This window comes from Corynebacterium nasicanis, from assembly GCF_042658165.1.
Taxonomy (GTDB): Bacteria; Actinomycetota; Actinomycetes; order Mycobacteriales; family Mycobacteriaceae; genus Corynebacterium; species Corynebacterium nasicanis.
In genome coordinates this window covers 164,039-187,565 of record NZ_JBHSQE010000009.1, presented here as the reverse complement: position 1 = coordinate 187,565, position 23,527 = coordinate 164,039, and the positions used below count along the sequence as shown (strand labels likewise).

The following is a 23,527-nucleotide window of genomic DNA, read 5'->3' as shown; positions in this document are numbered from 1 at the left end:
CCTACCCCAGGATCACTACATCCAGCCGCCGCGGCCCATGAACTCCTTCGACGCGCTCGAGTTCGATGTCGGAAGTGGCCGAAGGCCCGGAGATCATCGTGATCGGCCCCTCCAACCCGACTGCGGCCACCCGCTCCCACGCCTCCGGGAACAGTTCCACGATCGTGTCGGCAGGCACGATGCAGATGTGGTGGTCGGGGATGAGCGACAGCTCGCGCCGCCCCTCAGCCGGTTGACCGGTGAGGATGATGGTGCCGGTCTCCGCGCACGACACGGTGGAGGAGGTGATCACGCACGCCGCCTCCAAGGGATCCGTCACCTCCGACACCTGCGGTAACCAGGCTCGATCAATCCCGGCAGGCAACACCACGGGTCCGGTAACCAACCTGGCCAGCACATCCGGCAGCTCCTCCGCCGAGGCGGAATGCACCGACGCCCGGTAATCCACCAGCCGGTCGACGAGCATCTCGCGGATCTCGGCAGCCCCCGCCGTAGACCGGCGTCGATAAGCACGCGGCACCTCCGGGATCACCGGCGCATCGGCCAGTGCCTCACGCAGCCGACCTAGAATCTCGGAGCGGGCGTTCATCGATTCTCCTTGAACCAGTGGCGGAAAGATTGCTTCGGGGGCGCGGGCACCACGCGCTGCTGGGTCCAGCCGCCGATCAGCCCCGGTAGCCACCTGATGCGGAAACGCGCGAGCGGCAGCGCCCTCTCGAGCAGCGACATGATGCGCCCGGAGCGCATGACCAGCGACGCCCCCTTCATCAGCAGCGACATCTGGCCGGGACGCTCCACCTCCTCGACCGCCCGCGCCCGAAGGTGGACGAGAATGTCGGGGATGTTGATCTTCACGGGGCAGACGTCGTAGCACGCACCGCACAGGGTGGACGCGAAGGGCAGCGAGGCATTCGCCTCCGCCTCCAGGCCCGTGAGCTGCGGGGAGAGGATCGCGCCGATGGGCCCGGGGTAGGTGGAACCGTAGGCGTGGCCGCCGGCGTGCTCGTAGACGGGGCAGACGTTGAGGCAGGCGGAGCAGCGGATGCAGTGCAGCGCGGAGCGGCCCGCGGGGTCGGAGAGCACGGCGGAGCGGCCGTTGTCCAGGAGCACAAGGTGGACGTTGCGGGGCCCGTCGCCCTCGTGGACGCCGGTCCACAGGGAGGTGTAGGGGTTCATGCGCTCGCCCGTGGAGGAACGGGGCAGGAGCTGCAGGAATACCTCGAGATCCTCGCAGGTGGGCACGATCTTCTCAATACCCATCACCGTAATGAGGGTCTCCGGGAGCGTGAGGCACATGCGCCCGTTGCCCTCGGATTCGACGACGGCGAGGGTGCCGGTCGCGGCGACGCCGAAGTTCGCCCCGGACACCGCGACCTTCGCCCGCAGGAACTTCTCCCGCAGGTGCTGGCGGGCGGCCTCGGCGAGCACCTTCGGCTCGTCGGTGAGCGGTCCGGGCATGTGGGGGGTGAAAATATCGCGGATCTCGCGGCGGTTGCGGTGGATCGCGGGGACGAGGATGTGGGAGGGTTTGTCGTTGCCCAGCTGGACGATGAGTTCGGCCAGGTCCGTCTCGATGGCGTCGATGCCGGCCTCCGCGAGGTGTTCGTTGAGTCCGATCTCCTGGGTGGCCATGGACTTGACCTTGAGGATCTCGGTTTCACCGGTCTCGCGGATGAGCTTCTCGACGATCGCGTTCGCCTCCGCAGCATCCCTTGCCCAGTGCACGATTCCGCCACGGTCGGTGAATTCCTGCTCGAATTGTGCGAGCAGTTCCGGCAGGCGCGCCATGACGCCTTCCTTCACCGCGGAACCGGTGGAGCGCAGGTCCTCCCAGTCGGGGAGCTCGCCGGCGACGGCGGCCCGCTTGCCGCGGATGGTGTGGGTGGCGTGGCGGATGTTGGCGCGCATCTGGGTGTTGCGCAGCTCGTCCTTCGCCGCCGCCGGGAAGGGGCGGTCGATGTGCAGGTTGCCCTGCCCGTAGGTGGGTATACCGAGGTTCACTGCACGTTCCATGGCTGCTCCTTCGTCGAGGCGAGAATTTCCGCGAAGTGGAGGGTCTGGGCATCCTCTCCCCGCTTGTCCATCGCACCGCCGATGTGCAGGAGGCAGGCGGTGTCGCCGCCGGTGCAGATGTCCGCTCCCGAGCGGGTGATGTTGGCGATCTTCGCCTCGACCATCGCGCCGGAGACATCCGGGTTCTTGAAGGAGAAGGTGCCGCCGAATCCGCAGCACTCGGCGGCGTCGGGAAGCGGGCGGACGTCGATGCCCTCGACGGTGCGGATGAGGTCGATCTGGCGGTCCCCCAGGCGCAGCAGGCGTTTGCCGTGGCAGGAGGGGTGGTAGGTGACGGTGTGGGGGAAGTAGGAGCCGAGGTCGGCGGCGTCGGTGACGCCGAGGACGTCGACAAGCAGCTCGGAGAGCTCGTAGGTGCGGGTGGCCAGCGCGGTGGCGGCCCCTTCGAGGCCGGTGTCGCCGCCGGCGCGGGCGACCATGGGTTGCTGATGGCGGACGGAGGCGACGCAGGAGCCGGAGGGCGCGACGATGATGTCGGCGTCCTCGAAGGCGCGGACGTGATTGCGCACGACCGGCAGGGCGTCGGTGAGGTAACCGCTGTTGACGTGCATCTGGCCGCAGCAGCCCTGGTCCTCGGGGAAGACGACCTCATGTCCGAGGCGTTCGAGGATCCGGGTGGTGGCGATGGCCACGCGGGGGAACATCGCGTCCACGATGCACGTGGCGAAGAGGGCTATTTTCATGGTTTCTCCAGGTGGAGGTGGTTACGTGAGGCGACTGACCTACTGTGGTCTGACCATACTAATCCCTGTAGGCCCGTGATGCAAGCCACACAAATCCCGTCACACCCCTTGACGGATGTGAGCCGCGCCATATACGCTCCCGTGGACTGACCACAGTGGTCCGACCACATCATCTCAGCAAGGAGTCCGCGTGACCACCTACACCGCGCTCACCGACGCCGTCGGCGGCAACCTCGCCCTGTCGGCACTCGTCGGCACGCTCCCCCTCATCACGTTCTTCGTGATGCTGCTGGCCGTCAAGGCCCGCGCCCACATCTCCGGCCTCACGTCCCTGGCCGTCGCCCTGCTCGTGGCTATATTCGCCTACGGCATGCCCGCGGATCTGGCGCTGCTCTCCGCCAGCCAGGGAGCGGTCTTCGGACTGTTCCCCATCGTCTGGATCGTCGTGCTGGCGCTCTGGTTCTACCAGGTCACAGTGCTATCAGGCCGCTTCGAGGACATGCGCACCATCTTCGACACCATCGGCGGCGGCGACCTGCGTATCCAGGCTATCCTCATCGCCTTCTGCTTCGGCGGACTGCTTGAAGCGCTCGCGGGCTTCGGCGCCCCGGTCGCCATCACGGCGACCATGATCCTCGCCCTCGGACTCACCCCGCTCAAGACCGCCACCGTGGTGCTGCTGGCCAACACCGCGCCCGTCGCCTTCGGCGCCGTGGCCATCCCCATCACCACCGCCGGCACCCTCACGGGTCTCGATTCCGCCACCATCGGCGCCGTCGTCGGCCACCAGGCCCCCTTCTTCGCGGTGCTCGTGCCCTTCATCCTGCTGCTCATCATCGACGGCGTCCGCGGCCTGCGCGAAGCCTGGCCCGCCGCGCTCACCATCGGCGTGTCCTTCGCCATCGCCCAGTGGTGGTGCGCCACGCACTTCTCCTATGAGCTCACCGACATCGTCGCCGCCCTCGTCGGCCTCGCCGCGGCCGTCGTCCTGCTTCGTTTCTGGCGCCCGCGGGGTGCCGACGCCGTCCGCGAGCGCCTCGGCGTCGAGAAGCCCGCGGCCCCGGAGGCCCTCACCCCCGGCCGCGTATGGATGGCCGTGCTCCCCTACGTGCTGGTCGTGGCCGTTTTCGGTGTCGCGAAGCTGTGGACCTTCGGCGTCAATATTCCGGCCCTGCTCGCCGCCACCGACGTCAAGATCCCGTGGCCCGGCCTCGACGGCCGCCTCCTCGGCGCCGACGGCACGCCGATCTCCGGCACCGTCTACAAATTCCAGTGGCTGTCCTCGCCCGGCACGCTGCTGTTCATCTCCGGCCTGCTCGTCGCCGGCGTGTACTCCGTCTTCCACGGCGGTGGTCGCTTCCGGTTGTCGCTTATCGACGCCCTCCTGGAGATCGGCCGCTGCTTCCACAAGATGCGCTGGTCGGCCCTGACCATCATGAGCGTGCTCTCCCTGGCGTACGTGATGAACTTCTCCGGCCAGACCATCGCCATCGGCACGTGGGTCGCCGGGCTCGGCGCGATCTTCGCGTTTCTCTCGCCCGTCCTCGGCTGGCTGGGCACGGCGGTCACCGGATCGGACACCTCGGCCAACGCCCTGTTCGCCAACCTGCAGAAGACCGCCGCCCTGGAGACCGGCCTCGACCCGCACCTCATGACCGCGGCCAACACCTCCGGCGGCGTGGTGGGCAAGATGATCTCCCCGCAGTCGCTGGCCATCGCCGCCACCGCCGTCAACCTCGAGGGCCGCGAATCCGCCATCTTCCGCTCCGTCGTGTGGTGGTCCGTCGGGCTGCTGCTCCTGCTGTGCACCCTGGTGTACCTGCAGTCGAACGTCCTGGCGGGGATGCTCCCCGTCTAGACTCGGGAGCATGACCACTCCTCCTCGCGCCTACTCCGTCGTCCTCGACTGGCTCGAGGAGCAGCTACGCTCCGGTGAGATCGTCGTGGGCGACAAGCTTCCCGGCGAACGCACCCTCGCCGAACAGTTCGGTATATCCCGCGCCTCCGTGCGCGAGGCCACCCGCATTCTCGACGCCATGGGGCTGGTCCGCTCGGCCGTCGGGTCGGGCCCCAACGCCGGTGCCATCGTCATCTCCGAGCCCTCCGCCGCCCTGGCCTGGGCCCTCCGGATGCACGTGGCCACCCGGGCCCTGCCCGTCCGCGACCTGGTGGAGACCCGCCTCCTCCTGGAGACCCAGGCCGCCCGCGCGGCAGCCGCCGCCCCCGACTCCCCGGAACGTGACGCCACCCTGGCCCGCGCCGGGGAGATTCTCGATCTCATGGACCATCCCGGGCTCCCCGCCGCCGAGTTCCACGCCCTCGACGCCCAGTTCCACATTCTGCTCACGTCGCTGGCGGGCAACGTGGTCGTCGAGACGATGATGTCCTCCCTGCGTGCGGCCACCATCGGATATATCCAGGAAATGGTGGCCACCCTCCCCGACTGGCCCGCCATCAGCCGCACCCTGCAGGAGCAGCACCGCGAGATCCTCGCGGCGGTGCGCGAGCGGGCCGGGGAGCGCGCCGCCGACCTGCTGCGCGAGCACATCACCTGGTTCTCGCGGCTGGGAGGCTAGCTGCACTCGGTCAGTAGGTTGGTGACAGTGCGCTGACTGGGGGCTCGCCTCCGGGCTCGACGGCGAAATGATCGACCGCCCCGTTCTGCTGCGCGCGCAGCGGGTCATGGACGCGGCGGGCTGACCCCCACTACCTGAACGGCACCTCCCCGATCGCGCGCCGCAGTTTGCGGGTGCGCAGCCTCTCCGGGTTCTCAGCGAGTGCCTCCACCGCCCGCACCGCGCACATGACGTGGGCCTGCTTGGAGTTGGAGTAGAAGGCCTGCGCCTGGGCGGGGAGCTTGGGCACGGCGTGCAGGGGCAGGTCGGAGACGGAGAGCAGCGTGCCATAGGGGACGCGGTAGCGGTAGCCGTTGGCGGCGAGTGCGCAGGATTCCATGTCGACGGCCGCAGCGGTGGATCCGCGCAGGTTCTCCCACAGTTCGCGGGGGGTGTACCACTCCCAGTTGCGGTCGGCGGTGGATAAGACGGTGCCGGTGCGCATGAGCGAGGTGTCCGCGCCGTAGATCTCCTCGACGGCGGCCTCGAGCGCGATCTGGATCTCGGGCACCGCGGGAATGGGGATCTCGCGGGAGATGTGGCCGTCAAGAATATTGTCCTGGCGCTGGTAGGCGTTGCCGAGGATGAGGTCGCCGATGCGCATGCGTCCGTCCATGCCGGCGCAGTGGCCGATCATGATCCAGGCCTCGGGGCGCAGGACGGCGAGGCAGTCGGTGATGGTCTTGGCGTTGGAGGGGCCGACCCCGATGTTGATCATGGTGATGCCGTCGCCGTCGCGGGTGCACAGGTCGTAGCGGGGCATCTGGTAGCGGGAGGCGAGGTTGAGGGAGGGGGCGTCGATACGCGCGGCGTTGTCGCGGGAGATCTGCCGGCCGGAGGGGAGCAGGAGGTCGGTGTAGCGGGAGTCCTCGCGGGTAAGTTCGCCGATGCCGAAGTCGACGAACTCGGTGCTGTGCATGTCGTAGTTGGTGAAGAGGATGAAGCGCTGCAGCGTCTCCACCTCGATGCCGGTGTAGTGCTCGATGCGGGCGCAGGCGATGTCGAATCGTTGCGGGCCGAAGTGGAACAGGGGTTTTTCCGCACCGTGGAAGGAGTCCCATTCCCCGTCGACGATGCCGTCGTGGACGTCGTCGAGCGTGGGGCGCGGGATCTCGGCGGCGCTGTCCCCGGCGCGCCGCGCCTCGGATATACCGCCGATGCCGCGGATATACTCCGGCGGGATTCTTTCCGACGACGGGCCGATCCAGATGTCGCACGGGTAGTTGTCCGTCAGTCGGGTGAGCTGTTCGCGCAGGTAGTCGCGGATGATGTGCGGCTTGGAGAGGGTGGCGGAGTAGCGCCCGGCCTCGTCGACATAGCCGAAGGGTTCGTTGCGGTCGATGGGTTGCCAGGACTTCACGTCGACGATGATCTTGGGGTAGGTGACGTCGCGGTAGTCGTCGTAGGTGCCCTCGTCGAGGACGGTGTGGGCGAGGGCGGTGGCGTGATCATAGAGTTCGACGAGGCCATCGACGGCCGCGTCGACATCGTGAACCTGTTCCATGGGCGCCAGCCTAGCGAGAAACCGGAGAATGCACTGAGGCGGGAACCGGGGTGAACCACCACGTCCACCGGTTCCCGCCTCAGTCCAGAAGAGGTTGGAGCCACCTCAGAATAGGTTAGGCTACCCTTCTCTGTCTAGGGGTGGGGAGAAATTACTGCAGGGGACCTGCCGCGGGCTCACGCTCGGCGCCGAGGCGGGCGTCGATTCGCAGCAGACCGGCGCCGTCGTCGCCGACCATCTTCAGCTGATCGATGATGCCGCCGACCGTGTCCTCCTCCTCGATCTGCTCGTTGAGGAACCAGTTGATCAGCGTGCGGGAATCGAAGTCCTGCACCTCATCGGCCACCCGTGCCAGGTTGCGGATCATCTCCGAGACCTTCTGCTCATGCTCGTACGCGATGGTGAACGCATCGAGGGCGGAAGTGACCGACAGCTCCGGGATCTCGATGTTCGTCAGCGTGACGTGCTCCCCACGGGCGAGGATGTGGTCGGCGATCTTGCCGGCGTGGACGCGCTCCTCATCCGCCTGCGCCGCCATCCACGTGCTCATGCCGGTCAGGGACAGCGACGACAGCTCGTAGGCGAGCTGCTGGTAGATGAGCGCGGCCTGCTGCTCGGCGGTGACCTGCTTGTTCAGGGTGTCCAGAAGTTTCTCGTTGATCGTCATGCCACCATGCTAGGGAGATTTGTGCCGGGTGTCACTGACGGGACTTCGTTAGGCTGGGCCGCATGGCCACCGACTACCTCGCCGAACTCCAGCAGGAACTCAGTGACCGCATGCACCGACTGCGCCAGAGTTTCGAGAAGACGGGGGACAGCCCGCGGGTCCCGACGAAACCGGACCTCCCGCTCGCCGCCCGCATGCCCACCCGCGGCCACTACGAGGATGACTGGCGCGCCCGCCCCACGCCGGAAAAACCGTGGCCCGTCATCCTCATCCACGGCACGGGCGACACCAACGGCATCTGGCAGAACCTCGCCGTCGACCTGCGGGCGGACGGCTGGGCCGTCTTCGCCCCCGAATTCGGCCAACGCTGCACGGCCCGCGTCGAAGAATCCGCCGAACAGGTCGGCGCCTACATCGAGGTCGTCAGGCAGGTCACCCGCGCGCAGCAGGTCATCCTCGTCGGGCACTCCCAGGGCGGGGTGCTCGCCCGCTACTGGATGCGCATCCTCGACGGCGCTCCCCACGTGAAACACCTGGTCACCCTCGGCGCGCCCCACCACGGGACCACGATGGGCGGCATGCTCTCCTCCATCGCCAACACGAAGATCGGCGAATCGATGATGGCCTCCGCCATCTCCTCCTGGTTCGGGCCCTCCGGTTTCCAGCTCATCACCGGCCACCCGTTGCTCGACGAAATCAACGCCGACGGCGACACCGAGGAAGGGGTGGGGTACACGAACATCGCGACGAAGTTCGACACCATCATCCAACCGCTGGAGACGTGCTTCCTGGAGTCCGCGGACCCGGCGGCGGACATCACCAACATCGTCGTCCAGGACCTGGAACCGAAGTCGATGGTGCTCCACGTCGACCTGCCGGGCGATGCGAAGGTCCGTCGGATCGTCCGGGACGCCCTCGGCCGGCTCGCGGCCTGAGACGGCGCGTTCTCGCGTACCCCGCTGTCGCAATACCGCGGCATTTCCTCGGGTGAATCGGCACAGACGGGTACGCCCGCACGCCGGGCTACAGCCCCAGCTCATCCAGCAGTGCATCGAAGGCCGGGGCCACCGGGGTCCGCCACAGCACATCGACGCGCGTATCGGCCCGCCCCGGCCCGCCGTTGATCACAACCACCCGTTTTCCCTGGCGCTGGGCCTCCAGGACGAATCGGTAGCCGCTCATCACCGCCAGCGAGGAGCCGGCCACCAGCAACGCCGACGCTGCCTCCACCATCGCAGCCGCGCGCTCCTTCCGCGCGGCAGGCACCGGCTCCCCGAAATACACCACATCCGGCTTGAGCCGCACCGACCCGCAGCGCACGCAGCCGACCATGACGAAACGATCCACCACCGACTGCGGCAGGGTGACATCGCCGTCCGGGTTGACCATGGAGGCATCGACGGCGATGGAGGCCAGGTAGCCGGGGTTGGCGGCCTCGAGACGCTCGCCCAACAGACGCCGGTCCTCGCGGTAACCGCAGTCCAGGCACATGACGGTGTCCAGGTCCCCGTGCAGGTGGAGGAGGTTTTCGGACCCCGCCTCCCGGTGCAGGCCGTCGACATTCTGGGTGACCACACCGGTGAGGAACCCGGCGCGCTCCAGCTCCACGAGCGCGAAGTGGGTGCGGTTGGGGGCGGCCTCGTCCATCTGCCGCCACCCGACGAAGGAACGCGCCCAGTAGCGGTGCGAGGCCGCCGGATCGTGCCGGAACTCCTGGTAGGTCATCGGCCGGTGGCGGCTCAGCGATCCACGGGGCCCGCGGTAGTCGGGGATGCCGGAGTCGGTGGACACGCCCGCGCCGGTGAGCACCAGTGCGGGGCCCTCGCGCAGCAGGTCCGCCACCTGCGGCAACGCCTGCTCCGGCGGGGTCGCCTCCGCGGTCTCGGCGACGACCCGCTGGATCGAGCGCAGCGCGGAGCGGTGCGAATCGTTGATCGCGGGATCCGAGAACGATGGAGTGCTCACGAGCAGCCTGACAACCTAGGCATTCCCGCCGAGCAGCTTCTCAATGAGGTCGTCGTGGGAGTTGCCTTCCGGCACCGCCGCCTCCTGGGGCGGGTGGTTCTCAGCGTTCTCGGTACCGCCGACTGCATCCAGAATCGCCTGTTCGAGTGGGGAGGTCATGGCCGCGATCCTACCCCGCCAGCACTCTGGTCAGCAGCCGCGCGACCCGGTCGGGCGCCAGCGAACGACCGAGGTAGAGTGCCTTGTCCAGGGCGGACACCCCATAGTGGACCTTCCCGCGGGCCCAGCGGCCCCGGGCCGTCGCCGCCGTCCACACGACGTCCGCGACCTGTTCCGGTGTCAGCCGCACGCCGAGCCGGCGTACCGACACCGCCTCCACCTCCGCCAGCGACGTCTTCGCCCACAGCGGCCACACGTCGACGACGCGGATGTTCTCCTTCCGCCACTCGAGGCCCAACGCCTCGGTCAGTCCGGCGACGTAGAACTTCGAGGCGGAGTAGGCGGCGATCCCGGGCTGCCCGTAGATCGCGGACGCCGAGGCCATGTTCACCAGAGTGCCGCCGCCGCGCAGATAGCGGTACGACGCACGGGCCCCGAGGGTCACGCCGAGGCAGTTGACGTCGATAAGCCGCTGCAGCGCCGCCGGATCGGCGGCGGCCACGGGGCCGTCGACGATGACGCCGGCGTTGTTGTCCACGACGTCGATACGCCCGGCGACGGCGTGGAAGTCCGCGAGGGCGGCGGCCCAGGAGTCGGCGGAGCGGACGTCGAGAAGCCCGGTGTGGACGGCGCCCGACCAGGTCACCGGGTTGATGTCGTAGGCGCCGACGGTCCACCCCGCGGCGAGGAAACGCTCGGCGACGGCGCGGCCGATTCCGGTGGCCGCCCCCGTGATGAAGATTGATGGCATAGGTTGAAGCGTATGACGTTCCCCGCAGCCCGGCACGCACAGTCGCAGTGGTCGACCACCCCCGTCGCGGAGCGGAAGGCGGTCATGCTCGCCTTCCATGATCTCGTGCTCGAGCGGCAGGAGGAGCTGCTCGACATCATCCAGGCCGAGACCGGTAAGTCGCGGAAAGACGCGTTCAACGAGGTCATGGATGTGGCCATCACGGCGCGGCACTACGCGTACCGGGCGGCGCGCCTCCTCGCGCCGCGGCGCACCAAGGGCGCATTGCCGCTGCTCACGGCCACGCATGTGGAACGCGCGCCGAAGGGCGTGGTGGGCATCATCGCCCCGTGGAACTACCCGTTGTCCCTGGCGGTCTCCGACGCGATCCCGGCGCTGCTGGCGGGCAACGCCGTGGTGCTCAAGCCGGATGAGAAGACGACCGGCACCGCGCTCCTGGCGCTCGACCTGCTTCGGGAGGCGGGCCTGCCGGAGGACGTCATGCAGATCGTCGAGGGCGGGGCCGAGGCCGGGCAACGCGTGGCCGCCGGGTGCGATTACCTCATGTTCACCGGTTCCACGGCGGTCGGCCGGAAGCTGGCGGCGCAGGCCGGCGAGCGGCTCATCGGGTTCTCGGCGGAGCTGGGCGGGAAGAATCCGCTCATCGTGCTGCCCTCGGCGGACCCCGCGCGGGCAGCCCGCGGGGCGGTGGGCGCGTGTTTCTCCAACACCGGCCAGTTGTGCATCTCCGTCGAGCGGATCTTCGTGCACGAGGCGGTCGCGGAGGAGTTCATCGCGGAATTCGTCGCCGCCACGAAGGCGCTGCGCCTGGGCCTGGGGTGGGCCGACGACATCGGCCGCCTCATCAGCGCGGAGCATCTCGAGCGCGTCGCGGCGCTGGTCAGCGCCGCGGTCGCGCACGGCGCCCGCGTGCTCACCGGCGGCACCCATGAGGACCTCTACTACTCCCCGACCGTGCTTATCGACGTCCCCCACCACTCCGACCTCCACAACGAGGAGGTGTTCGGCCCGGTCGTCTACATCGAGATCGTCAGTTCGGTCGACGAGGCCGTCACCCGGGCGAACGACAGCGACTACGGGCTCAACGCCTCCGTGTGGGGCGCGGTGCGCGAGGCCCGCGAGGTGGCCTCCCGCCTGGAGGCCGGGACCGTCAACATCAACGAGGGTTTCGCCGCCGCCTGGGCCTCCGTCGACGCACCCATGGGCGGCTGGAAGCAGTCGGGCGTCGGGCGCAGGCACGCGGACGAGGGCCTGCTGAAATTCACCGAGGCCCGTACCGTGGCCGTGCAGCGGCTGGTGCCGATCAGCGGCCCGGCCGACCTGTCACACCAGGCCTACGCCCGCACGCTGACCACAGCGCTGCGGCTGGGCCGGCGTCTCCTGCGTTAGGGCTCGTCCTGGACGGGCGGGACCGAGGCCTCCCCGTCCGGGGAGGGGCGTTCCTCCTGCTCCGCCTCCTCGTCCGCGTGCTCCACGGCGGTTTCGGCGATGTCCTCGATGCGCTCGACGTCCGGGTTGTTCCGGGGATCAGTGGCGTCCATGACTACTGCGCGTTCTCGTCGTACTGCGGGTCATCGGAAGCCTCGGCGTCGGTGTCGTTGGGCACGCCCAGGTGATCGTCGGCGGCGTCGCGCACCTTCCGGATGTGCTCCGCCTTGTCCGCGCCGAGGCGGTCGGTGGCGTGCTGGGCGGCCTTGTCCAGCAGCTCATCGGACTTGCGCTCGCCTGCCTCGGACTTCAGGTACTCGTTGGCCTTGTTCTTGGCGTTCTCGAAGATGCTCATGCCCCCGACCGTAGTCACGAAAATGTGGCACGCGCCACTACGCGCGGGCGGTTGTTACGCGATGTTCACTCAGAACGCGCCGCGCTCGAACAGCACCGAATCCAGCTCCCCGTGCCGCGAGCACTCCGCCCGCCAGCCCATCGGATGGACCTGCACCTTCATGCGGCGGCCGCAGAGCTGGCAGTAGCGCGGAGGTTCCAGACCGGCGGCCGCACCGACGGAGAGGGGACGGTCCTCCACACCCATCTCCGCACCGGTGTTGGGGTGGAACAACGGAGCCTCCCCGGCGGCACACGCCGCGGCGAGTTCGCCCATCAGATGACCTGGCCGACGGCCTTGATCGGGATGCGCAGGCCCTCGAGCATGTCGACGTCCTTCTCCATGGGGCGGCCCAGCGTGGTGAGGTAATTGCCGACGATGAGCGCGTTCGCCCCACCCTTGAGACCCTGCTCGACGCCCAGGTCACCGAGGGTGAGCTCGCGGCCGCCACCGAAGCGGAGGGTGGCCTTCGGCATGGCCAGCCGGAGCATGGCGGTGGCCTTGAGGGCCTCGGCGGCGTCGATAAGCGGGCGGTTGGCGAAGGGGGTGCCGGGGCGGGGATCGAGGAAGTTGATGGGCACCTCCTCGGGGGCGAAGGCGGCGAGCTGGACGGCGAACTCGGCGCGCTGGGCGAGGGATTCGCCCATGCCGAGGATGCCGCCGGAGCAGACCTCGATGCCGGCATCGCGGATCATCTCGAGGGTGCGGTGGCGCTCATCCCACGTGTGCGTGGTGGCGACGCGCGGGAAGAAGGAACGCGCCGACTCGAGGTTGTGGTTGTAGCGCTTGACGCCCGCGGCCTTGAGGCGCGCGACCTGCTCCTGCGTGAGGATGCCCACGGAGACGGAGACATGGATGTCCACCTCCGCGTAGATCGCCGCGACGGCCTCCTCGAGCTGGACCATGAGGCGCTCGTCCGGACCCTTGACCGCGGCGACGATGCAGAACTCGGTGGCGCCGGACTTCTGGGTCTGCTTCGCGGCCTCCACCAGCTCGGCGATGTCGAGCTGCACGGCGCGGACCGGGGACTCGAAGAGGCCGGACTGGGAGCAGAAGTGGCAGTCCTCGGGGCAGCCGCCGGTCTTCAGCGAGATGATGCCCTCGATCTCCACCTCCTCACCGCACCAGCGCAGACGCACCTGGTGGGCGAGGTCGAGGAGCTCCGGCAGGTGCTCGTCGTCGAGTTCGAGGACCTCGAGCAGTTCGGGCTCGGTGAGGCCCTGTCCCTGCTCGAGGGCGATCTCGCGGGCGCGGGTGAGGATGTCGGGGGTCATACGGCTCCTTGTGCACGGGGCTTGAACGGTGTTCAGTGCAGTGTAGCCGATGGATTGAATGGTGTTCAGTCAGCGGTCCGGGGAGGCCGAACCTGAAAGGCTTACCTCCGCCCTCCCCGCGGGACACATCTCCCCAGGTCGAGATTGGTATTATGTAAGCTTTTCAGGCCCACCTCTAGAACCTGAAGATCGCCCCCGCCGCACGCTCCTCATTAAACGCAGGAATCACGTCCACGGTGCCGCTGTTGCGCAGGGTGTGGGCGACGGCGGCGTCGAGATCCGCGGCCTTGGAGGAATCACCCAGGGTGTTCTCGCGCAGGGCGAGCGTGGTCAGGACGAGCGTGTCCACGCGGCCGTGCTCGGAGTCCTGGCTGATCTTCGCGGAGTCGTGGGTGGCGCGGCCGGTGCCCAGGTTCTCGCCGAAGCGCTCGAGCAGGTCATTGTGACGCTTGTCGGCCTCGGCGGAGGCCAGCGGCCAGGCCTTCTCGTGCAGCTGCGCGGGGGTGAGGTGGTCGGGGTTGCCGGAGACGGTGTCGTCGAGAAGCTGCACGTTGGGCAGGTGATCCCGGAGGCCGCCGCGGTGCTCGTCGACGGCGGCGAGGATGAGCGGGCGGTCGTCGTTGGTGAAGCGGGTGTTGATCGCTTTCGCCACGTCGCGGAGGAAGCTGTCGCGGACGACGTTCTCCCCGGTGCTGTGGCCGTGGGCGGGGGCGCGGTCGCCGGTCTGGTGCTGGAACTGGGGCTCGCGGGTGTAGTAGTCGGAGTCGTCGGTGGAGGCCGGGGCGTCGCCCAGGTCGAGCTCGGACAGCGAGGTGCGGTCGCCCTCGAAGAGGCGCACCTGGTCCTGGCTCACGGCGAGCAGGAGGAAAGGCATGTCGTCGGCGACGAGCGGCAGCAGGGGGCGCAGGTTGGCGTGGTCACCGACGCTGACCTGGGCCTGGCCGTCGAGCGTGGTGCGGAACCAGCGGGTGCCGGAGGGGGAGGCGAAGACGGCCAGCGCGTCGGCCTGGCGCTGCCAGAAGGGCTCGTCGTCAGCCAGCGCTGCAACCTCAGCGAGCAGGGCATCAGCGTCGGCGTCGGAGTCGGCGAGCTGGGCGCGGGCGTCGTCGAGAAGCGGCTTGAGCTGGCGGTGATCGTTGACGGTCTCGGGGCCACCGCGGTGGGTGGGGATGAGCAGGGAGACGACGGGGCCGTCCAGCTCGGCGAGGGCGCGCAGATCTTCGTGGCGGACAGGGTCAGTGTTCGGATCGATCAGTGCGTTATTCATAGTTCCACGCTACTGAAATCTAGGTCACAGCGAGCTAACAATGTTCCCGAGCAGGAACATAGACAACCCGGCGGTAAGTTGTAGACATGCCGCTCTACGACGACACCCTCGCCCTCCTGCGCGAGATGATCCGCAACGCCTGCGTCAACGACTACACCCCCGGCTCCGGCCAGGAGGTGCGCAATGCCGACACCCTCGAGCGCTTCTTCGCCGGCACGCCCGGCGTCGAGATCACCCGCTACGAATCGGCGCCGGGCCGCGTGAGCATCGTGGTCACCCTCGAGGGCACCGACCCGGCCGCCGAGCCGCTCACCTTCCTCGGCCACACCGATGTCGTCCCCGTCGACGCCGAACGCTGGACCGTCGACCCCTTCGGCGCCGAGATCATCGACGGCCGCCTCTACGGCCGCGGCGCCATGGACATGCTCTTCATCACCGCCACCCAGGCCGCGGTGCTGCGCGACGCCGCCCGCTCCGGCCGCCCCACCGGCACCCTCACGTTCGTGGGCGTCGCCGACGAGGAATCCCGCGGCACCCTCGGCGCGAAGTGGCTCTCCGAGGAGCACCCGGAGGCCTTCTCCTGGCGCAACACCCTCTCCGAGACCGGCGGTTCGCACCTGCCGATCGCCGACGGTTCCGACGCCCTCGTCATCGTCGTCGGCGAGAAGGGCGCCGCCCAGCGTCGCCTGCACGTCACCGGCGATGCCGGCCACGGCTCGAACCCTTATGGCCGGGAGTCGGCCATCGCGAAGATCGGCGAGGTCGCCCGGCGTATCTCGCTTATCGACGTCCCCGTCTCCCACGACCCCCTCTGGCAGGGATTCGTCCGCGCCTTCCGTTTCGACCCCGCGATCGAACGCGCCCTGCTCGAGGGCACCGACGACAGCGCCTTCGAGTACTTCGGCGACCTCAAGCGCTACGCCCACGCCCTCTCGCGTCTGACCTTCTCGCAGACCATCCTGCGCGCGGGCACCGCCATCAACGTGCTGCCCTCCTCGGCGACCCTCGACCTGGACATCCGCCCCCTGCCCGGCACCACGCAGGACGAGGTCGACGCCATCCTGGCGCAGGCCCTCGGCGACCTGTTCCACGAGGTCCGCATCGAGCGGCTCATCTCCGAACCGGCCACCGTCTCCCCCACCTCCGGCCCGCTGTACGACGCCCTCGTGGCCACCTTCAACGAGTTCTTCCCCGGCGTGCCCGTCATCCCGACCATCGCCGCGGGCGGCTCCGACCTGCGCTTCGGCCGCCGCCTGGGCGGCAACGGCTACGGCTTCGCCCTCCACGCCCGCGAACGCACCCTCGGCGATGTGTTCCAGCTACTTCACCACCACGACGAATACATCGAGCTCGAGGACCTCGACCTCACCCTCCGCGCCTACCGCTCCCTGGTGCGGCGGTTCTGCGGGGTGTAGGCAGCCCGCCCGGCGCAGGCTAGCCGTTGAGGATGCAGAACTCGTTGCCCTCCGGGTCCGCCAGGACCACCCAGGTGAACTCCTCGCGCAGGTCCGCCACCATGGTCGCGCCGAGCGCCAGCGCGCGCTCCACCTCCGCATCGCGGGAGGAACCGCCGTCGGGGCGCAGATCGAGGTGCGCGCGGTTCTTCACGGTCTTCGCGTCCGGTGAGTAGTAGAACAGCACCACATAACCGTCGGGGCTGATGAGGTAGCACTCCGGCGAACCCGGGCGATAGGACTCCGGTTCGGTGATCTCCCAGCCGAGCAGCGCGCGCCAGAATTCGGCCACGACAAAGGGATCGCGGGAGTCGAAGGTGGTGTGGGACAGTCGCAGGCTCATGCGTCCATCATGCGGGAATGGCGCGCCCGTGGCACCATGAAGGCCTCGAAATAAGTACGGACAAAGGATGTTCTCATGAGCCACTTCCGCACCACCCTCGCGATGACCGCCCTCGGCGCCACCACCGTCCTGCTCGCCGCCTGCGCCGAGCCGACGGAGTCCACCAACACCACCACTGCCGCCACCACTGCCGCAGGTGAGATCACCACCATCACCGTCTACACCTCCGAGCCGGAGGAGAAGGTCGACGAGATCAACGCCGCCTTCGAGGCCGCCAACCCCGACATCAAGGTGGAGGTGTACCGGGCGGGCACGGGTGATCTCAACGCGCGCATCGCCGCGGAGAAGGAGTCCGGCTCCATCGAGGCGGATGTGCTGTGGGCCGCGGACGCCGCCACCTTCGAGGGCTACAAGGCCGCCGGTGACCTGGCGGAGCTGCAGGACGTGGACACCAGCGAGCTCATCGCCGAGGCCGTCGACGCCGACAACACGTACGTAGGCACCCGCATCATCCCCACCGTCATCGCCTACAACACCGACGTCATCGACGAGGCCGACGCCCCGCAGTCCTGGGCCGACCTGGTCGACCCGAAGTACGCGGGCCAGCTGGTCATGCCCGACCCGGCCGTCTCCGGTGCCGCCGCCTTCAACGCCTCGGTGTGGAAGAACGATTCCCAGCTCGGCGAGGACTGGATCAACGCCCTCGGCCAGAACCAGCCGATGATCGCCCAGTCCAACGGCCCGACCTCCCAGGAGATCGCGGGCGGCGGGCACCCGGTGGGTGTGGTCGTCGATTACCTGGTGCGTGACCTGGCGGCCGCCGGCTCCCCCGTCGCGGCGGTCTACCCGAGCGAGGGCGCGCCGTACATCACCGAGCCCGCCGGCGTCTTCGCCGCCTCCGATGCCCAGGAGGCCGCCGAGCGCTACATCAACTTCCTGCTCTCCGCGGAGGGCCAGAAGATCGCCGTCGAGCAGGCCTACCTGCCGGTGCGCGAGGATGTGGGCACCCCGGAGGGCACCCCGGCGCTGCACGAGATCGCGCTGATGACCCCGGATCTTAAGGTGGTCACCGAGGACAAGGACGCCGCGGTCGCGCTCTTCCAGAACGCCATGCAGTAGTTTTCATCCTGTGACCCGCATGCCCGCTCTCCCCCTGATGCGCGTCGGGGTGTGGTTGATCGTCCTCGGACTGTTCGTCACTCCCCTGGCGCTTGTCGTCACCCTGGCCGCCGGCGGCAATCAGCTCCCGGTCCTGCTCGACCAGGGGCTGGGCACCGCGGTGTGGAACTCCACGTTCACCACGCTGCTCTCGGCGGTGGGGGCCACGGTCGTCGGTACCGCCCTCGCGCTGCTCCTCGACCGCACGAACGCCCACGGCACCACCGCTCTGCGACTGTTCCTGCTCTCGCCGCTGCTCATCCCGCCCTTCATCGGGGCGATCGCGTGGCTGCAGCTCTTCGGGCCGAACCAGGGACTCAACCGGTTGTTCGGCGCCGAGGTGTGGAACATCTACGGCGCGGACGGGGTGACGTTCCTGCTCATCCTGCACTCGTACCCGATCGTCTACGTCATTGTCTCCGCGGGCCTGCGCTCCATCCCCTCGGACCTGGAGCAGGCGGCGCGCGTGGCGGGCGCGGGCACCGCCACCATGCTGCGCACCGTCACCCTCCCGCTGCTGCGCCCGGCCCTGCTCTCGGCCTTCACCCTGACGGCGGTGGCGAACCTGGCCGATTTCGGCATCCCCGCGCTGCTGGGTTCCCCGGCGCGTTTCGAGACCCTGGCCACCATGATCTACCGCTTCATGGAGTCCGGGACCGTGGCCAACCCGCTGCAGACCGTCTCGACCATCGGCGTGGTCCTCCTCGTCCTCGGCATCGCCTCGGTCACCGCCGACCACCTCGTTTCCCGCTACGCCGGGTCCCGCCTGCAGGACACCGGGCAGGCGTTGCGCGTCGATCTCGGGGCCGCCCGCTGGCCCGTCACCGTGGCCGCCTGGCTACTGGGCCTGGCCGTCACCCTCGGCCCCCTCCTCGGCCTGGCCTACCGCGCGCTGCTGCCGGCCCCGGGCGTCCCGCTTACCGCCGACACGATCACGCTGGACAACTTCCGCCGCTCCCTGGCCAACCCCCGCGTGGTGGAGGGCTTCACCAACTCCCTCACCCTGGCGCTCTCGGCGGCGCTCATCTGCGGGGTGCTCGGCTGGCTCATCGGCCTGCTGGTCACCCGCACGCGCTTTGTCGGCAACACCGCCCTCACACTCACTGTGCTCCTGCCCACCGCACTGCCGGGGCTCATCATCGGTGTCGGCTGGCTCATCCTCGGGCGCTACACCGGTATCTACAACACCATGTGGGTCATCCTCGGCGCCTACGTGTGCGCCTTCACCGCCCTCGTGCTGCAGGCGGTGCGCGCCCCGCTGCAGGGCACCCCGCTGGCGGTCGAGGAGGCGGCGCGTATCTCCGGGGCGGGTCGCCTGTGGGCCCTGCTGAGCACCACCGGTGCCCTGGCGATTCCGGCGGCGTTCTCCGGCGCGGTGCTCGTCGCCGTCACCGCCGTGCGGGAGTTGACCGTGTCCATCCTGCTCATCGCCCCGGGCACGACGACCCTCGGCGTGCAGGTGTTCAACCTGCAGCAGGCCGGCAACTACAACCAGGCCTCCGCGCTCTCCCTCATGTTTGCGGTGGTGGGTATCCTCGCCTTGGCCCTCACCGTGCGTTCCCCGAAAGTCAGGAGCTGACCGTGTCCGCCATCGACATCCACGACCTCAGCGTCGTCTTCCCCGACGGCACCACGGGCCTGGCCGACATCGATCTGCACGTCCGCCCCGAGGAATTCCTCGTGCTCATCGGCGCCTCCGGGTCCGGCAAGACGACGCTGCTGCGCACCATCGCCGGATTCCTCACCCCCCGCTCAGGAAGCATCGCCGTCGACGGCCGAGACATCACCCACGTCCCACCGGAGAAACGCCGCATGGGCATGGTCTTCCAGCAGCACGCGGTGTGGCCCCACATGTCCGTCGCCCGCAACGTGGAGTACCCGCTGCGACGGGCGGGCGTCGATAAGCGGAAGGAGCGGGTGGAGCAGGCCCTCGAGCTCGTCGGACTCGCCGGGTTCGCTTCTCGACGCCCCGATTCCCTCTCCGGCGGCCAGCGCCAACGCGTCGCCCTGGCGCGCGCCATCGTCGCCGACCCCACCGTGCTGCTTCTCGACGAAGCCCTCTCCGCCCTCGACGAACCCCTCCGCGACAACCTCCGCCGCGAACTGGTCACCCTCACGCGCCGCGCGGGCCTGACCACGGTGCACGTCACCCACGACCGCACCGAGGCCCTGTCCGTCGCCGACCGCATCGTCGTCCTCGGCGAGGGCCGGATCCAGCAGATCGCCACCCCGGCCGAACTCGTCTCGCGCCCGGCCACCGCCGCGGTCGCCGCGTTCATCGCCGACGCGACGCTTCTTGACGCCACCGTGCTCAACGCCGCCCCCTCCGAAATCATCGGCAGCGGCGAGTCGCTGACACTGGCCATTCTCCCCCACATGGTGGAGGTCCTGCCGGCCGGGGAGGAGGGCATCCCGGCGCAGGTGCGTTCCGTGCTCTACGACGGCGGCGACTGGTCACTCACCCTCGACGCCCTGGACACCGTCTTCCGCGCGAGCGTGCGCGGGGTGCGCCCGGAGGTCGGCGACGCGGTGACGATGCGGGTGCACGGGCCGCTGGGGTACCGGGCTTAAGCGCGGCCCCTGCCCCACCCCCTCCCCCTGCCCTGAGGCATATCACGTCAGGTGTATCAGGGCAGGCGTAGGTCGAGTGACCCGCTTGCCCCACGGCAGTTCAACTCGATCCACCCATGGGAAGCTCTGCCTACCGTGATGTGCCTCAGGGCACAGGGCCGACAACCGTAAAGCAGCAGCACTGAGCGGGTGGAGGCCCTATCGCACCACCCACTCTCCGTCAGAACGATGGAGCGTGCTCAAAGCGATGACGACTGGCATGGCGTCCCGGTTGAGAATCGCCACCTCGAGCACAACGAAGGAACGCGATGCGTGGACCACCTGCACGCGGACGTCGAGATCATGGGAGAGATCCCCGGGCCTGACATAGGTGGTGCGCAGGTTGGAGGTGTGGAAGCTGACGCCCTCGTCCGCCACCATCTCGTTCCAGGCGACCCGGGCCGCCATCTCGGACACGCACAGGCCGATGCCACCGTGCATGGCGCCCAGGGGATTCGCCAGATGGGGCCCGGTCTGCAGTCGGAACTCCGCCCGGCGCGCCTCCCGGTGGACGGGCTGCAGGATGTCGTCCAGCGGCGGGAGCGTGTCCGCGGCGCGCAGCGGGGCCCACGGCTTCTCGTGCACCGAGGAATCCCCCGGCAGATAGCGCATCCGCTGGTCCACCGTGGCGATCAGGGCTCCATGTCCGTCCCGCACAGTGCCGGCGGCGAAACCCCAGTCACCGGTCCGGCTGATGAAGCCCGCCTGGCTTTCGAAACGCCCGGACGACGACGTCACCGGGGCGTGGAAATCCACGTTGATGACGGAGGAGACACCCCACTGCCGCGGTGAGCGCCCGGTGAGCGCGGCGTAGGCGGAGGTGTCGTCGATGAGGATCCCCAGCGCCCCCTGGTGGAGGACGTCGGATCCCGCGACGGCGATGGCCGCGGTGGGCGTCATCGTGGCACAGGCCTGCCCTCCCGCGGTGCTCACCATGTCCACGCCGAACGTGACCTCGGGAACGCCCCGGTAGAAGGGCACGGGCAGCTGTGCGGCCAGTGTGTGCATGGATGGCTCCTAGCGGTAGTCGATCTCGATGTCGGCGATGTCCTGGTCCTCGAGGTTGACCACGATGTTGTCCGGTGTGCGGGTGGTCATCCAGATGAGCTCCTCGGTCTGGCTGGCGTTGCCCTCGATGTGCGGCATGAAGGGCGGGACGAAGACGAAGTCGCCCTCCTCCATGTAGACGATGTTCTCGTAGCGCTCGCCGTAGCGGATGTAGCCGCGGCCCTTGAATACGTAGCCGCCGGTCTGCGCCTCGCCGTGGTGATGGGCACCGGACACCTCGCCGGGGCCGGTGTAGACCTTGCCGAACCAGATCCGGCTGGCAGCGGAGTTCTCCTTGGACACGCCGGAGATGCGGCGGGCGTTCTCGGTCTGGCCGGGGGCCGCCTCAAGGTCGGCGGCACGGTTGACGGTGAAGATGTCGACGTTCCTGGTGATGTCGAAATCGGGGCCGGGGATGTTCTGGGACATGGGGAATTTCCTTTCGGGGATATACGGGGGTGGGTTCAGTAGGAACGGGGCAGGCCCAGGTGCTTTTCACCGATATAGTTGCGGATCATTTCATCGGTGAGGGGGGCGAAGGTGTACAGGCGGGCGTCGCGGAAATAGCGCTGCATGGGCAGTTGGCGGAGGAATCCCCAGCCGCCCATGACCCGCATGCCGATGTCGGTGGTGACGGTGCCCGCCCGGGAGGCGGCGAGCTTCGCCATCGCGGAGAGGGTCTCCACGGCGCCGCCTTCCGCCTCATCGGAGGTGCGGGCGGCGTTGTGGAGCAGGAGGCGGGCGGATTCGACGGCCACGGCGGCGTCGACCAGTTCGTGCTGCAGCGCCTGGAAGGCGCCGACCGGGCGGCCGAATGCTTCTCGACGCCCCGCGTACTCCACCGCCGTCTCCAGCGCCCCGCGGGCGATGCCCAGGGCCACGGCGGCGCCGTTGAGGCGCTCACCGTTGAGGGTGGCCAGCACCTGGCGGAAGCCCCGGTGCTCCTCTCCGAGCACCAGGTCAGCGGGGACCCGGACGTTGTCGAAGACGATGTCCGCCTGCTCGAGGGCCCGGATGCCCATGGTGTCAATGGGCGTGGTGGTGATGCCGGGGGTCGAGCGCGGGACGATGAACATGGTGATGCCGTCGATGGAGGAGCGCTCGATCTCCGCGGTGCGGGCGAGGACGATGAGGAAGTCGGCGGTGGAAGCTCCGCCGATCCACTTCTTCCGGCCGTCGATCACCCAGGTGCCGTCCTCCTCGCGACGGGCGCGGGTGGACATGGCGCGGGCCACGTCGGTGCCGCCCTCGGGTTCGCTGAGGGCGAAGGACATGCGGACGTCGCCGTCGAGAAGCGGGGCGAGATAGGAGGCGCGTTGCGGGTCGTCGGCGAAGCGGTGCAGCAGTTCGACGCCCATGTACTGGACGACGATGCTCACGCCGACCGAGGTGGCGCCGGCGCCCAATTCCTCGAGCACGGTGACTTGGCTCTGATGAGCAGGTCCGCGGCCGTGGAGTTCGGTCTCGAGGCGGATGAGGCCGGCGTTCGCGAGCTCCCGGTAGAGCTCGGCGTCGTACTTCTCCTCCTCATCGTGGTCGGCGAGGCGCTCCGGGGAGGTGTGCTCCGCCAGGACCTGACGGACCTTCCGCCGCACGGCCGCCACTTCGGGGTTGTCCGCCAAGGTGGAGAAGGGGGCATGGACAGAGTCAGTCACGGGGCCTCCGCTCGATGAGGAAACTGCTGGTGAAGGTCATGACGGTGGCGCCGTGCTGGTTGAGCACGACGTAGTCGAGAGACCAGAGGCCGTTGTCGGGGCGCTTGGTCTCCCGGGACACGGAGACGGTCGCCTCCACCCGGATGGTGTCGCCGATGAACACCGGCGCGAGCGCGCGGACCTCATCGAGACCGAGCCAGGCGACGACGTGGGTGAAGTAGCCGGTCTGGGTCATGAGTCCGAGGGCGGCGGACAGCGTGAGCGGGCCGTGCCCGATGCGCTGCCCGAAAGGGGTGTCGGCCGCGTGGACGGCGTCCAGGTGCAGGGACACCCAGTCTCCGGTGAGGCCCGCCCAGTTCACCAGGTGGGATTCGGTGATCGTCAAACCCGGGCTGCGGAGGCGGTCGCCGGCGACGAGGGATTCCCAGTGGTGATCCGGGGGCCCTTTGACGGTGGCGTCAGTCATGGTCGTTCTCCTTT

The 23,527-nt window shown here is 68.8% G+C and carries 26 protein-coding genes; 8 read left to right on the top strand and 18 right to left on the bottom strand.

Translation table 11 applies throughout. The features are described 5' to 3' along the window. Window position 1: 1 nt before the first annotated feature. From ACFPUZ_RS09545 to ACFPUZ_RS09535, 3 genes are read right to left on the bottom strand one after another with little or no spacing between them, the layout of a single operon-like run. Window positions 2-589 (bottom strand): LutC/YkgG family protein, encoded by a 588-nt coding sequence (locus ACFPUZ_RS09545; RefSeq protein ID WP_377001687.1) that lies wholly within the window; start codon window positions 587-589, stop codon window positions 2-4. Continuing rightward, entirely contained in the window at window positions 586-2,013 is a 1,428-nt protein-coding gene (locus ACFPUZ_RS09540; RefSeq protein WP_377001686.1) for a LutB/LldF family L-lactate oxidation iron-sulfur protein, read from the bottom strand. Before ACFPUZ_RS09540 ends, ACFPUZ_RS09545 begins: the two co-directional genes overlap by 4 nt. Next, window positions 1,998-2,756 (bottom strand): (Fe-S)-binding protein, encoded by a 759-nt coding sequence (locus tag ACFPUZ_RS09535; protein ID WP_377001685.1) that lies wholly within the window; start codon window positions 2,754-2,756, stop codon window positions 1,998-2,000. The genes ACFPUZ_RS09540 and ACFPUZ_RS09535 overlap by 16 nt, the downstream gene beginning before the upstream one ends. A 190-nt stretch (window positions 2,757-2,946) precedes the next feature. On the opposite strand from ACFPUZ_RS09535, the gene ACFPUZ_RS09530 reads away from it, so the two are divergent. After that, the gene (locus ACFPUZ_RS09530; RefSeq protein ID WP_377001684.1) at window positions 2,947-4,614 is read left to right on the top strand and encodes an L-lactate permease; all 1,668 of its coding nucleotides are present in this window, start codon (window positions 2,947-2,949) and stop codon (window positions 4,612-4,614) included. Window positions 4,615-4,624: 10 nt separating this feature from the next. Further along, window positions 4,625-5,332, top strand: a complete 708-nt coding sequence (locus ACFPUZ_RS09525; RefSeq protein WP_377001683.1) for a FadR/GntR family transcriptional regulator — start codon at window positions 4,625-4,627, stop codon at window positions 5,330-5,332. Window positions 5,333-5,462: 130 nt separating this feature from the next. Here ACFPUZ_RS09525 and amn read toward each other — a convergent pair whose 3' ends face one another. Together amn and ACFPUZ_RS09515 are read right to left on the bottom strand one after the other, a co-directional pair. Next, the gene (gene amn / locus ACFPUZ_RS09520; protein ID WP_377001682.1) at window positions 5,463-6,875 is read right to left on the bottom strand and encodes an AMP nucleosidase; all 1,413 of its coding nucleotides are present in this window, start codon (window positions 6,873-6,875) and stop codon (window positions 5,463-5,465) included. A 151-nt stretch (window positions 6,876-7,026) separates the two neighbouring features. Then, window positions 7,027-7,542 carry a ferritin gene (locus ACFPUZ_RS09515; RefSeq protein WP_377001681.1) on the bottom strand — a complete coding sequence of 172 codons (516 nt, stop codon included), beginning with the start codon at window positions 7,540-7,542 and terminating at the stop codon, window positions 7,027-7,029. Between the two features lie 62 nt (window positions 7,543-7,604). Between ACFPUZ_RS09515 and ACFPUZ_RS09510 the strand changes: the two genes are divergently transcribed. Then, on the top strand, window positions 7,605-8,477 hold the full coding sequence (locus ACFPUZ_RS09510; RefSeq protein ID WP_377001680.1) for a lipase family alpha/beta hydrolase: 873 nt from the start codon (window positions 7,605-7,607) through the stop codon (window positions 8,475-8,477). A gap of 88 nt (window positions 8,478-8,565) precedes the next feature. On the opposite strand, the gene ACFPUZ_RS09505 is transcribed toward ACFPUZ_RS09510, so the two are convergent. Genes ACFPUZ_RS09505 through ACFPUZ_RS09495 form a run of 3 tightly spaced genes read right to left on the bottom strand, consistent with a single transcriptional unit; the run spans window position 8,566 to window position 10,417 of the window. After that, the gene (locus ACFPUZ_RS09505) at window positions 8,566-9,507 is read right to left on the bottom strand and encodes a Sir2 family NAD-dependent protein deacetylase (RefSeq protein ID WP_377001679.1); all 942 of its coding nucleotides are present in this window, start codon (window positions 9,505-9,507) and stop codon (window positions 8,566-8,568) included. A gap of 15 nt (window positions 9,508-9,522) precedes the next feature. Next, window positions 9,523-9,666 carry a hypothetical protein gene (locus ACFPUZ_RS09500; protein WP_377001678.1) on the bottom strand — a complete coding sequence of 48 codons (144 nt, stop codon included), beginning with the start codon at window positions 9,664-9,666 and terminating at the stop codon, window positions 9,523-9,525. Between the two features lie 10 nt (window positions 9,667-9,676). Beyond that, entirely contained in the window at window positions 9,677-10,417 is a 741-nt protein-coding gene (locus tag ACFPUZ_RS09495; RefSeq protein ID WP_377001677.1) for an SDR family oxidoreductase, read from the bottom strand. 12 nt (window positions 10,418-10,429) lie between these two features. Here ACFPUZ_RS09495 and ACFPUZ_RS09490 point away from each other — a divergent pair, with 12 nt between their 5' ends. Next, window positions 10,430-11,806 carry a succinic semialdehyde dehydrogenase gene (locus ACFPUZ_RS09490; RefSeq protein ID WP_377001676.1) on the top strand — a complete coding sequence of 459 codons (1,377 nt, stop codon included), beginning with the start codon at window positions 10,430-10,432 and terminating at the stop codon, window positions 11,804-11,806. Here the strand turns inward: ACFPUZ_RS09490 and ACFPUZ_RS09485 are convergent. From ACFPUZ_RS09485 to ACFPUZ_RS09465, 5 genes are all read right to left on the bottom strand, one after another. Continuing rightward, on the bottom strand, window positions 11,803-11,958 hold the full coding sequence (locus tag ACFPUZ_RS09485; RefSeq protein ID WP_377001675.1) for a hypothetical protein: 156 nt from the start codon (window positions 11,956-11,958) through the stop codon (window positions 11,803-11,805). The genes ACFPUZ_RS09490 and ACFPUZ_RS09485 overlap by 4 nt on opposite strands. 2 nt (window positions 11,959-11,960) lie before the next feature. Further along, window positions 11,961-12,200 carry an antitoxin gene (locus tag ACFPUZ_RS09480; RefSeq protein ID WP_377001674.1) on the bottom strand — a complete coding sequence of 80 codons (240 nt, stop codon included), beginning with the start codon at window positions 12,198-12,200 and terminating at the stop codon, window positions 11,961-11,963. Between the two features lie 69 nt (window positions 12,201-12,269). Beyond that, entirely contained in the window at window positions 12,270-12,515 is a 246-nt protein-coding gene (gene bsaP, locus ACFPUZ_RS09475; protein ID WP_377001673.1) for a biotin synthase auxiliary protein BsaP, read from the bottom strand. Next, window positions 12,515-13,513: a biotin synthase BioB gene (bioB, locus tag ACFPUZ_RS09470; protein ID WP_377001672.1), complete on the bottom strand. Its 999-nt coding sequence runs from the start codon at window positions 13,511-13,513 to the stop codon at window positions 12,515-12,517. Before bioB ends, bsaP begins: the two co-directional genes overlap by 1 nt. A 175-nt stretch (window positions 13,514-13,688) precedes the next feature. Further along, window positions 13,689-14,780, bottom strand: a complete 1,092-nt coding sequence (locus tag ACFPUZ_RS09465; protein ID WP_377001671.1) for a baeRF3 domain-containing protein — start codon at window positions 14,778-14,780, stop codon at window positions 13,689-13,691. An 86-nt stretch (window positions 14,781-14,866) separates the two neighbouring features. Here ACFPUZ_RS09465 and ACFPUZ_RS09460 point away from each other — a divergent pair, with 86 nt between their 5' ends. Then, window positions 14,867-16,195 carry a M20/M25/M40 family metallo-hydrolase gene (locus ACFPUZ_RS09460; protein WP_377001670.1) on the top strand — a complete coding sequence of 443 codons (1,329 nt, stop codon included), beginning with the start codon at window positions 14,867-14,869 and terminating at the stop codon, window positions 16,193-16,195. Between the two features lie 19 nt (window positions 16,196-16,214). Here ACFPUZ_RS09460 and ACFPUZ_RS09455 read toward each other — a convergent pair whose 3' ends face one another. Next, window positions 16,215-16,577 carry a VOC family protein gene (locus ACFPUZ_RS09455; protein WP_377001669.1) on the bottom strand — a complete coding sequence of 121 codons (363 nt, stop codon included), beginning with the start codon at window positions 16,575-16,577 and terminating at the stop codon, window positions 16,215-16,217. A 75-nt stretch (window positions 16,578-16,652) separates the two neighbouring features. On the opposite strand from ACFPUZ_RS09455, the gene ACFPUZ_RS09450 reads away from it, so the two are divergent. Genes ACFPUZ_RS09450 through ACFPUZ_RS09440 form a run of 3 tightly spaced genes read left to right on the top strand, consistent with a single transcriptional unit; the run spans window position 16,653 to window position 20,306 of the window. Beyond that, window positions 16,653-17,696 carry an ABC transporter substrate-binding protein gene (locus ACFPUZ_RS09450; RefSeq protein ID WP_377001668.1) on the top strand — a complete coding sequence of 348 codons (1,044 nt, stop codon included), beginning with the start codon at window positions 16,653-16,655 and terminating at the stop codon, window positions 17,694-17,696. Window positions 17,697-17,715: 19 nt separating this feature from the next. Next, window positions 17,716-19,314 (top strand): ABC transporter permease, encoded by a 1,599-nt coding sequence (locus tag ACFPUZ_RS09445; RefSeq protein WP_377002250.1) that lies wholly within the window; start codon window positions 17,716-17,718, stop codon window positions 19,312-19,314. 2 nt (window positions 19,315-19,316) lie between these two features. Then, window positions 19,317-20,306 carry an ABC transporter ATP-binding protein gene (locus ACFPUZ_RS09440; RefSeq protein WP_377001667.1) on the top strand — a complete coding sequence of 330 codons (990 nt, stop codon included), beginning with the start codon at window positions 19,317-19,319 and terminating at the stop codon, window positions 20,304-20,306. Window positions 20,307-20,504: 198 nt separating this feature from the next. Here the strand turns inward: ACFPUZ_RS09440 and ACFPUZ_RS09435 are convergent, their stop codons facing one another. From ACFPUZ_RS09435 to ACFPUZ_RS09420, 4 genes are read right to left on the bottom strand one after another with little or no spacing between them, the layout of a single operon-like run. Beyond that, a complete protein-coding gene (locus ACFPUZ_RS09435) occupies window positions 20,505-21,353 on the bottom strand; it encodes a PaaI family thioesterase (RefSeq protein ID WP_377001666.1) in 849 nt (282 codons plus the stop codon). A 9-nt stretch (window positions 21,354-21,362) separates the two neighbouring features. Further along, window positions 21,363-21,821, bottom strand: a complete 459-nt coding sequence (locus tag ACFPUZ_RS09430; RefSeq protein ID WP_377001665.1) for a cupin domain-containing protein — start codon at window positions 21,819-21,821, stop codon at window positions 21,363-21,365. Window positions 21,822-21,856: 35 nt separating this feature from the next. Continuing rightward, window positions 21,857-23,047 (bottom strand): acyl-CoA dehydrogenase family protein, encoded by a 1,191-nt coding sequence (locus tag ACFPUZ_RS09425; RefSeq protein WP_377001664.1) that lies wholly within the window; start codon window positions 23,045-23,047, stop codon window positions 21,857-21,859. Next, window positions 23,040-23,513, bottom strand: coding sequence for a MaoC/PaaZ C-terminal domain-containing protein (locus tag ACFPUZ_RS09420; RefSeq protein ID WP_377001663.1), 474 nt, complete (start codon window positions 23,511-23,513; stop codon window positions 23,040-23,042). Before ACFPUZ_RS09420 ends, ACFPUZ_RS09425 begins: the two co-directional genes overlap by 8 nt. Window positions 23,514-23,527 lie beyond the last annotated feature (14 nt).

Coding starts and splice junctions, on each gene's coding strand:
- ACFPUZ_RS09545 (WP_377001687.1), bottom strand. CDS start 589: ATGAACGCCCGCTCCGAGATTCTAGGTCGGCTGCGTGAGGCACTGGCC.
- ACFPUZ_RS09540 (WP_377001686.1), bottom strand. CDS start 2,013: ATGGAACGTGCAGTGAACCTCGGTATACCCACCTACGGGCAGGGCAAC.
- ACFPUZ_RS09535 (WP_377001685.1), bottom strand. CDS start 2,756: ATGAAAATAGCCCTCTTCGCCACGTGCATCGTGGACGCGATGTTCCCC.
- ACFPUZ_RS09525 (WP_377001683.1), top strand. CDS start 4,625: ATGACCACTCCTCCTCGCGCCTACTCCGTCGTCCTCGACTGGCTCGAG.
- amn (WP_377001682.1), bottom strand. CDS start 6,875: ATGGAACAGGTTCACGATGTCGACGCGGCCGTCGATGGCCTCGTCGAA.
- ACFPUZ_RS09515 (WP_377001681.1), bottom strand. CDS start 7,542: ATGACGATCAACGAGAAACTTCTGGACACCCTGAACAAGCAGGTCACC.
- ACFPUZ_RS09510 (WP_377001680.1), top strand. CDS start 7,605: ATGGCCACCGACTACCTCGCCGAACTCCAGCAGGAACTCAGTGACCGC.
- ACFPUZ_RS09500 (WP_377001678.1), bottom strand. CDS start 9,666: ATGACCTCCCCACTCGAACAGGCGATTCTGGATGCAGTCGGCGGTACC.
- ACFPUZ_RS09495 (WP_377001677.1), bottom strand. CDS start 10,417: ATGCCATCAATCTTCATCACGGGGGCGGCCACCGGAATCGGCCGCGCC.
- ACFPUZ_RS09490 (WP_377001676.1), top strand. CDS start 10,430: ATGACGTTCCCCGCAGCCCGGCACGCACAGTCGCAGTGGTCGACCACC.
- ACFPUZ_RS09485 (WP_377001675.1), bottom strand. CDS start 11,958: ATGGACGCCACTGATCCCCGGAACAACCCGGACGTCGAGCGCATCGAG.
- ACFPUZ_RS09480 (WP_377001674.1), bottom strand. CDS start 12,200: ATGAGCATCTTCGAGAACGCCAAGAACAAGGCCAACGAGTACCTGAAG.
- bsaP (WP_377001673.1), bottom strand. CDS start 12,515: ATGGGCGAACTCGCCGCGGCGTGTGCCGCCGGGGAGGCTCCGTTGTTC.
- bioB (WP_377001672.1), bottom strand. CDS start 13,513: ATGACCCCCGACATCCTCACCCGCGCCCGCGAGATCGCCCTCGAGCAG.
- ACFPUZ_RS09465 (WP_377001671.1), bottom strand. CDS start 14,780: ATGAATAACGCACTGATCGATCCGAACACTGACCCTGTCCGCCACGAA.
- ACFPUZ_RS09460 (WP_377001670.1), top strand. CDS start 14,867: ATGCCGCTCTACGACGACACCCTCGCCCTCCTGCGCGAGATGATCCGC.
- ACFPUZ_RS09455 (WP_377001669.1), bottom strand. CDS start 16,577: ATGAGCCTGCGACTGTCCCACACCACCTTCGACTCCCGCGATCCCTTT.
- ACFPUZ_RS09450 (WP_377001668.1), top strand. CDS start 16,653: ATGAGCCACTTCCGCACCACCCTCGCGATGACCGCCCTCGGCGCCACC.
- ACFPUZ_RS09445 (WP_377002250.1), top strand. CDS start 17,716: ATGCCCGCTCTCCCCCTGATGCGCGTCGGGGTGTGGTTGATCGTCCTC.
- ACFPUZ_RS09435 (WP_377001666.1), bottom strand. CDS start 21,353: ATGCACACACTGGCCGCACAGCTGCCCGTGCCCTTCTACCGGGGCGTT.
- ACFPUZ_RS09430 (WP_377001665.1), bottom strand. CDS start 21,821: ATGTCCCAGAACATCCCCGGCCCCGATTTCGACATCACCAGGAACGTC.
- ACFPUZ_RS09420 (WP_377001663.1), bottom strand. CDS start 23,513: ATGACTGACGCCACCGTCAAAGGGCCCCCGGATCACCACTGGGAATCC.